5 protein-coding genes are annotated in these 7,398 nt (G+C 68.2%); 4 read left to right on the top strand and 1 reads right to left on the bottom strand.

What is annotated here, in order from left to right; translation table 11 throughout:
* The first annotated feature begins 347 nt into the window (after positions 1–347).
* Positions 348–2,363 carry a rubber dioxygenase RoxA gene (roxA, locus tag AAHM44_RS16405; protein WP_342250659.1) on the top strand — a complete coding sequence of 672 codons (2,016 nt, stop codon included), beginning with the start codon at positions 348–350 and terminating at the stop codon, positions 2,361–2,363.
* Between the two features lie 73 nt (positions 2,364–2,436).
* Here the strand turns inward: roxA and AAHM44_RS16400 are convergent, their stop codons facing one another.
* Positions 2,437–3,969, bottom strand: a complete 1,533-nt coding sequence (locus AAHM44_RS16400; protein WP_342250658.1) for an acyl-CoA synthetase — start codon at positions 3,967–3,969, stop codon at positions 2,437–2,439.
* A gap of 146 nt (positions 3,970–4,115) precedes the next feature.
* Here AAHM44_RS16400 and AAHM44_RS16395 point away from each other — a divergent pair, with 146 nt between their 5' ends.
* From AAHM44_RS16395 to AAHM44_RS16385, 3 genes are read left to right on the top strand one after another with little or no spacing between them, the layout of a single operon-like run.
* A complete protein-coding gene (locus AAHM44_RS16395) occupies positions 4,116–5,585 on the top strand; it encodes an acetyl-CoA acetyltransferase (RefSeq protein ID WP_342250657.1) in 1,470 nt (489 codons plus the stop codon).
* The gene (locus AAHM44_RS16390; protein WP_342250656.1) at positions 5,585–6,217 is read left to right on the top strand and encodes a glutathione S-transferase family protein; all 633 of its coding nucleotides are present in this window, start codon (positions 5,585–5,587) and stop codon (positions 6,215–6,217) included. The genes AAHM44_RS16395 and AAHM44_RS16390 overlap by 1 nt, the downstream gene beginning before the upstream one ends.
* Positions 6,214–7,365: a CaiB/BaiF CoA transferase family protein gene (locus tag AAHM44_RS16385; RefSeq protein ID WP_342250655.1), complete on the top strand. Its 1,152-nt coding sequence runs from the start codon at positions 6,214–6,216 to the stop codon at positions 7,363–7,365. The genes AAHM44_RS16390 and AAHM44_RS16385 overlap by 4 nt, the downstream gene beginning before the upstream one ends.
* Positions 7,366–7,398: the final 33 nt, after the last annotated feature.

The raw sequence follows: 7,398 nt of genomic DNA, 5'->3' as shown, positions 1-7,398 counted from the left end.
AGGCGGTCAGCCCCGCCTCGGCGCTGCCGGCGCGCGCCATGCGCAGGAAAAATACGAAGGGCGTGAGCGACAGGGACAAAACAACCCCCCCCCCCCGGGCGGCCCCCGGGGTAACCCAACCCCCCCCCCCCCGGTGGTTTTTACGCCCACCCACCCCCACCCCCCCCACACCCCCCCCAGGGGGGGTTTGACGATCAGGGCGGGATGACGGTCGGAGGAGCGGGTGTCCCCCCAAACCTGCCACGTTCGCCAGCTTGCCGCCTGCCCACCCCCGCAGCATTTTCCGATCAAATGCCGGCACATGTGGCTCGTCCGCAGGGGTGACCGGCGACAATGGGAGAGGTGCGATGGCCAACTGGACTGCCCTGCTCGCAAGCGCTGCGATACCCCTCACGCTTGCCCCCGCCGCGCTGGCACAGACCCAGCCGCTGCTCGACGAAGCCGCGATCCGCTCGCCGCTGGCGGCCGGGTGTGCCGGCAAGTCGGACGCGACGCCGCTGCCGGTCGATCCGCGCACGCTCATCGTGCCCAGCGTCAATGCGAACCCGAACGGCGCCGTCCGCTTCAATTCCTTCTTCACCAACCTGCACAACCCCGGCGCGCCCTGGGTCAACCGGCTGCCGGCGCGGCCCAGCACCTGTGGCGCGTGGCGCGCCAGCGTCGCGCGCGGCAAGCAGAACCTCGAGACGCGGCGATATTTCCTGCCCTTCTCGCGCGCCCAGGATTACGACAAGCTCTGGGCGGTCTGGGGGCTCTCCTCCAAGCCCGCCGATTTCAACGAGCAGGTCGAGAAGCGCTACGGCTTCTATCCCGCGCCTTTCCGAAATCCCTATCCGCTGCCGGGCGAGAATCCGAACACCACCAATGGCGGCTCGGGCCAGCTTCCGCTTGGCCTGATCCAGGGCAAGGGCGATGACGGCAAATGGACCGGCACGATCACCGCGTCCTGCTCGGCCTGCCATGACTCGCGGCTGGGCAATGCGAGCGAGTCCGGCTTCACCTGGGGCCTGGCCAACAGCGCCAATGACGCCGGCCTGCTCGCCTCGGACCTGTTCCGCACCAGTCCGGTCACCTGGCTCGGTCTGGCGCTGCCGATCCCGTGGAGCGACGGCCGCGGCTCCAGCGACGCGATCGGCCTGATCACCCTGCTGCCCGCCCTGTTCGACATGGACACGCTGCAGCTCGCCCCCAGCCTGCTCGAATATACGCCCGACACGCCCGCCGGCGGCATGACCAAGGCGCCGGCCTGGTTCAACCGCGCCTTCAAGACGCGGCAATTCTGGGACGGCTCGCTCACCTCGGACAACGTCCATTCGGAAATGGCGTTCGGCGTCGCCACGCTCACCCGCGATGCCACTGCCCGGCGCGCGCTGGAGAGCGATTTCGAGGACATCAACAACTTCCTGCTCTCGCTCTCGGCGCCCAAATATCCCGGCACGATCGATCGGCCGCTGGCCGAGCAGGGTGCGGTGATCTTCCACCAGCGCGATCTCTGGGCGAACGGCGCCAATGTCGAGATTCCGCGCCAGCCGGGTAACGGCTCCTGCGCGAGCTGCCACGGCGTCTATTCGCCGCGCTATGCCAACGACACCGCCTATCTGCCCGATCCGCGGCTCAAGGGCCTGCCGGGCAATGTCACGCCGATCGAGACGATCCAGACCGATCCGCGCCGGTTCAACCTGTTCGCCGATCCGCGCCAGCGCCGCGCCTGGAACAGCAGCTGGTGGGCATACAACTCGCTCAGCCCGAGCTGGTACGGCTATCCGGTGGAGTCGCTGATCGCCAGCTCGATCCGCCGGGTCTATCGCGCGGTCTACGACAATGGCGGGCCGATCTATTCGCCGCTCGGGCCGAACGAATGGGTCGAGCCCAAGGGCTATGTCTCGCCGCCGCTCTATGGCGCCTGGGCGGGCGGGCCGTTCCTGCACAATGGCAGCGTCCCCGATATCTGGGGCATATTGAAGCCTTCGGATCGTCCGGCGGTGTGGAAGCGGCCCTATTCGCCGGCGGGCATCGGCGGCAAGAACCAGGGCTATGATTATAGCTATGCGTCCTACGACTTCGCCAAGCTCGGCTGGAAGTACGAGACGCTGAATTGCAGCAGCTCGCCTTCGGTCCCGCCCTATCAGCCGTGCAACGGCCAGGCGACGCCGGATCGCTTCTATTCGGCCTTCGCCAATTCGGCGGCGGGCTATCTCAACCTGGCCTATCAGACGCCGCCGCCGATCACCGATGAGCAGATCCGCTCGCGGATGAGCTTCAACAGCAATCTCTATGGCGACGGCAATGGCGGCCATACCTTCACCCAGTCGCTCACCGATGCCGAGCGGCTGGCGCTGCTGGAGTATCTCAAGACGCTGTGAGCGCCTTGCAATGTAGGGTTTCGTCTGGCTGGCTTGGGCGGCCGGTTTCCAGGCCGGCCGCTCCTTGAATCGGTCAGGCCTCGACTTGCGCCCAGTAGCGGTCGCGCAGCAGCCTTTTGTAGAGCTTGCCCGTGGGGTGGCGCGGCAGTTGGTCGACGAAATCGATCCGCCGCGGCTGCTTCACGCGGGAGAGCTGCGGGGCGAGCCATTCGGCCAGTTCCTCGGCAAGCGCGGAGGAGGGTTCGAATCCCTCCCCTGGCTCGACCACCGCGATAACCTGTTCGCCCATATCGGGGTGGGGAGCGCCGATTACCGCCACATCGGCCACCTTGGGATGGAGCACCAGCAGGTTCTCGATCTCCTGCGGATAGATGTTCACTCCGCCGGAAATGATCATGAAGCTCTTGCGGTCGGTAAGGTAGAGAAACCCTTCCGCATCGACATGGCCGACATCCCCCAGCGTGGTCCAGCCATGCTGGTTCGCGGCGGCTTCAGTCTTCTCGGGATCGTTGTGATAATGGAACCCGGGCCCGCCTTCGAAATGGACCAGCCCGGTTTCGCCAGTCGGCAGCGGCTCGCCGTCCTCGTCGCAGATCCGGATCGTCCCCAGCACCGCACGGCCGACCGATCCTGGATGGGCCAGCCAGTCCTTTGCGCCGATCATCGTCAGCCCATTGCCTTCGGTCCCGGCATAATATTCGAGCAGCACCGGCCCCCACCAGTCGATCATCGCCTGCTTCACCGGCACCGGGCAGGGCGCGGCTGCGTGGATCGCCATCCGGAGCGAAGTCAGGTCATGCCGGCTGCGCGCGTCTTCGGGCAGCTTGAGCATGCGGATGAAGTGCGTCGGCACCCACTGCGCGTGCGTAATCTTGTGCCGCTCGATCAGCGCGAGCGCCTGCTCGGGATCGAACTTCTGCATGACGACCACGGTACCCCCCAGCCGATGCACCGCCATGCACCAGCGCAAGGGCGCGGCATGATAGAGCGGAGCCGGGGAGAGATAGACGGTATCGCCGTCCACCGCCGCATGCCGGGCGATGCCGACCATGGCGTTGGGCATGGTGATGTCGGTCTCGGGCAGCTGCGGGCGGATGCCCTTGGGTCGCCCGGTGGTGCCCGAGGAATAGAGCATGTCGGTGCCGGCGCGCTCGTCGGCGATGCGCGTGGCCGGCATTGCGCCGGCCTCGGCTTCCCAGGCGCGGAAGGGCGGCACGGCGCCGTCGAGCATGAACAGCGCGACGTCGTCCAGCGCCACTTCCGCCGCTACCGCACTCGCAACCGATGCCAGTGCCCGGGAAGAGATCAGCGCCCGCGCGCCGCTGTCCTGCACAATGAACGCGGCTTCGCTCGCCGTCAGCCGCGAGGATACAGCCACGAAATACAGCCCGGCCCGTTGCGCGCCCCAGGCGATCTCGAGGAAGCGGAGATGGTTCTCCAGCAGCACCGCGACCGCGTCCCCCGGTTGAAAGCCGAGCGCGCGGAACAGCTGGGCCGCTTGGTTCGAGCGGGCTTCGAGCTCGCCGTACGTCAGGGCCTGGCCCGTCTCGGCCAGGATCAGCGCGGGCTTCTCCGGCGCGGTTTCGGCGTGGACGCAGGGATGCATTCGGCCCTCTCTCCTCTCCATCGGGAGCGGTTTCCGCTCTCCGAGGCGCAGCATAGCCGAACCGCGGAAATGCGCTGCTATCGCTAGTGATAGTTCCGCATGCCGGGGCAGGCGGCGATACCGGACGGGCGACCAGGGAGAGGAAAATGGCGCCGGACACGCCCGTCATGGTGGGCATCGGGGAGTCGATCGACCGCCCCTTCGCGATTTCGTCGGCCAGGGAGCCGCTGGCGCTGATGGCCGAGGCCGCGCGTTCTGCCGACGCGGATGCCGGTGGCGGGCTGCTCGGCCGGGTCGACGCACTTGACGTGGTGAGCATCGTCAGCTGGCGCTATGCGGATGTCGCCGCGTCGCTCTGCGCCGAGCTCGACATCGCGCCGCGTATACAGGCCTTTCACGAGGTCGGTGGCGAATCCCCGGTCCGCCTGCTTCACGAAGCGGCGCTGCGGATCGCCCGGGGCGAGAGCAGGGTCGCGCTGGTCGTCGGCGCGGAGGCGCAGCACAGTGCGGCGCGGGCGAAGCGCGAAGGCGAGACGCCACCCTGGACGCCCTTCGCCAGGGACGCACCCTCGCCGCTGCGCGGGGCCGACATCGTCCACCCGCTCGCGCTGCGCCACGGCCTGTCGACCCCTACCCAGGTCTATCCGTTGTTCGAGATGGCCAGCGCCGCCGCCTGGGGCCAGTCGCCGGAAGAAGCGCGGGCGGAGTCGGGCACGCTCTGGGCGCGATACGCCAAGGTCGCCGCCGAGAACCCCCGCGCCTGGATGCGCAAGGCCGCGACCGCGCACGAGATCGTCACACCTTCCGAGGCCAACCGGCTGATTGCCTGGCCCTATACCAAGCTGATGGTTGCCAACCCGGCGGTGAACCAGGGTGCGGCGGTGATCGTCACCAGCCTTGAGGTCGCCCGCGCGGCCGGCATCCCCGACGAGCGCATGACCCACATCCTCGGCGGCGCGGCGGCCAGCGAGCCGCGCGACTTCCTCGCCCGGGATGGGTTCGCCGCCAGCCCCGCGCAGGACGCAGTGCTCGCGGCAGCATCGGCACTGGCGCCCGGCGGCTTCGACGCGCTCGAGCTGTACAGCTGCTTCCCCTGCGTCCCCAAGATGGCGCGCCGCAGCCTGGGCCTCGGCCCCGATGTCGAACCGAGCGTCACCGGCGGCCTGACCTTCTTCGGTGGTCCGCTCAGCAACTATATGCTGCACGCCGCCTGCGCGATGGTGCGCGTGCTGCGCGGTGGCGGCACCGGGCTGCTCTACGGCCAGGGCGAGTTCGTCACCAAGCATCATGCGCTTGTCCTGTCGCGCGAGCCCGGCGCGCCGATCGCTCCCGGCTATTCGGTGCAGGCCGCAGCGGATGCCCGCCACGGGCCGGTGCCTGAACTGGTTGAGCCCGAACCCGGCCCGGCGACGCTCGAAAGCGCGACGATCCTGTACCAGCGCGACGGATCGGTCGATCGCGGCGTGGTCGTGCTGCGCACGCTCGAAGGCGCTCGCACCCTAGCCACGGTGCCGGCCGAGGATAGCGAGACGCTCGCGCTGATAACCGGCGAAGCACGCTTCCCGGTCGGCCTGATCGGCACGATCAACGACCAAGGCCAGTGGAGCCCGCAATAATGACCCCAACCCTGTATCATTGCCGCGACGCCCGCTCGTTCCGCGTGCTCTGGATGCTCGAGGAACTGGAAGCCGAATATCGGCTGGAACTGCTGCCCTTCCCGCCGCGGGACCGGGCGCCCGGCTATCTCGAGCTCAACCCGCTCGGCACCATCCCGCTCTTCCTGGAAGGCGAGGCACGGATGACCGAGTCCGCCGCGATCTGCCACTATCTTGCGACTACGCGGGGCGACGGCCGTTTCGCTATAGCTCCCAGCGAGCCCGGCTATGCGGCCTATCTCGACGCGCTTTCGTTCGGCGAGGCCACGCTCACTTTCCCGCAGACCCTGGTGCTGCGCTACGCGATGCTGGAGGACGAGGCGCGGCGGGTGCCGCAGGTCGCGGACGACTACCGGCAATGGTATCTCGCTCGCCTGCGTGGCCTCGAAGCGATGCTGGCCGAAGCCGATCATGTCGCGGGCGGTAGCTTCACCGCCGCGGACATCTCGGTCGGCTATGCGCTGATGCTCGCCGAGTTCCTCCGCATCGGCGACGGCGGTCTGCTGCGTGTCGCCGCCTATTGGGAGCGATTGCGTGCCCGCCCGGCCTTTGTCCGCGCCAAGGCGGCGCAGGTGCAGGAGCGGGCGGCATGATGCTGGAGGGTATCCGCGTCGTCGACATGACGACGATCGTGTTCGGCCCCTATGCCACCCAGATGCTCGCCGACATGGGCGCGGAGGTCATCAAGGTCGAGGCGCCGGGCGGCGACCAGACCCGGCAGTTCGGCCGATCCCGTGCTGCTGCGCGGCAGATGGGTCCGGTGCATTGCACGCTCAACCGCGGCAAGCGGGCGATCGCGCTCGACCTGAAGGTGTCCGAGGACGCTGAAACCATGCGCCGCCTGCTCGCCGCCGCCGATGTGTTCATCCACAACGTCCGCGGCGAGGCGATGGAGCGGCTCGGCTTCGGCTATGAAGCGGTGCGCAGCCTGCGCGGGGACATTGTCTATGTCCATTGCCAGGGCTTCGGTTCGGGCGGCCCCTATGCCGGCTTGCAGGCCTATGACGACGTAATCCAGGCCGCGACCGGTACGGCCACCCTGCTGCCCCGTGCGGACGGCAATCCGGCCCCGCGGTACCTGCCGTCGCTGGTCGCCGACAAGGTTGCCGGGCTCTACGGCGCCCAGGCGGTGCTCGGTGCGCTGGTCCATCGGCTGCGCAGCGGGGAGGGGCAATTCGTCGAGGTGCCGCTGTTCGAAAGCTTCGCGCATTTCATGCTGCAGGAGCATCTGTTCGGCGCCGCCTTCGATCCGCCGCTCGAGCCCGCCGGCTATCCGCGCCAGATCGATCCCAACCGCCAGCCTTTCCCTACCGCGGACGGCTATGTCAGCATCGTGCCCTATACGCCGGCGACGATCGCGAAATTGTTCGAGTTGCTCGGTGCGACGGAAGTGTTCGACGATCCCCGCTTTGCCACGCCGATGGACCGGTTGCGCAATATCAGCGCGCTCTATGGCGAGATCGCCCGCTTCACCCCGGCGAGGACCAGCGCGGAATGGGTGAGAATCCTCAATGCCGGCGGCGTGCCCTGCATGCCGGTCCGCGATCTCGATGCGATCCGCGAAGACCCGCATTTGGCGGCGACCGGCTTCTTCCGCGCGCGAACGCACCCGGAGGAGGGGGACTATGTCGAGATGCCGCTCCCGATCCGCTTCGGCGTGCGGGCGGTGCCGGACGGTGCGGTGCCGCCGAGGATCGATGCCGATGGGGAAGCGATCCGGGCGGAGCTGGGGCCACAATAATCGTCATCCCGACTTTCGCCGGGATGACGGCTG

It is taken from the genome of Sphingomonas sp. OTU376 (assembly GCF_038440415.1).
GTDB classification, from domain to species: Bacteria; Pseudomonadota; Alphaproteobacteria; order Sphingomonadales; family Sphingomonadaceae; genus Sphingomonas; species Sphingomonas kyeonggiensis_A.
This window is presented reverse-complemented; position numbering and strand designations above follow the sequence as displayed.

Bases quoted from the DNA above. Each gene is read 5' to 3' on its own strand.
- roxA (WP_342250659.1), top strand. From the start codon at position 348: ATGGCCAACTGGACTGCCCTGCTCGCAAGCGCTGCGATACCCCTCACG.
- AAHM44_RS16395 (WP_342250657.1), top strand. From the start codon at position 4,116: ATGGCGCCGGACACGCCCGTCATGGTGGGCATCGGGGAGTCGATCGAC.
- AAHM44_RS16385 (WP_342250655.1), top strand. From the start codon at position 6,214: ATGATGCTGGAGGGTATCCGCGTCGTCGACATGACGACGATCGTGTTC.
- AAHM44_RS16400 (WP_342250658.1), bottom strand. From the start codon at position 3,969: ATGCATCCCTGCGTCCACGCCGAAACCGCGCCGGAGAAGCCCGCGCTG.
- AAHM44_RS16390 (WP_342250656.1), top strand. From the start codon at position 5,585: ATGACCCCAACCCTGTATCATTGCCGCGACGCCCGCTCGTTCCGCGTG.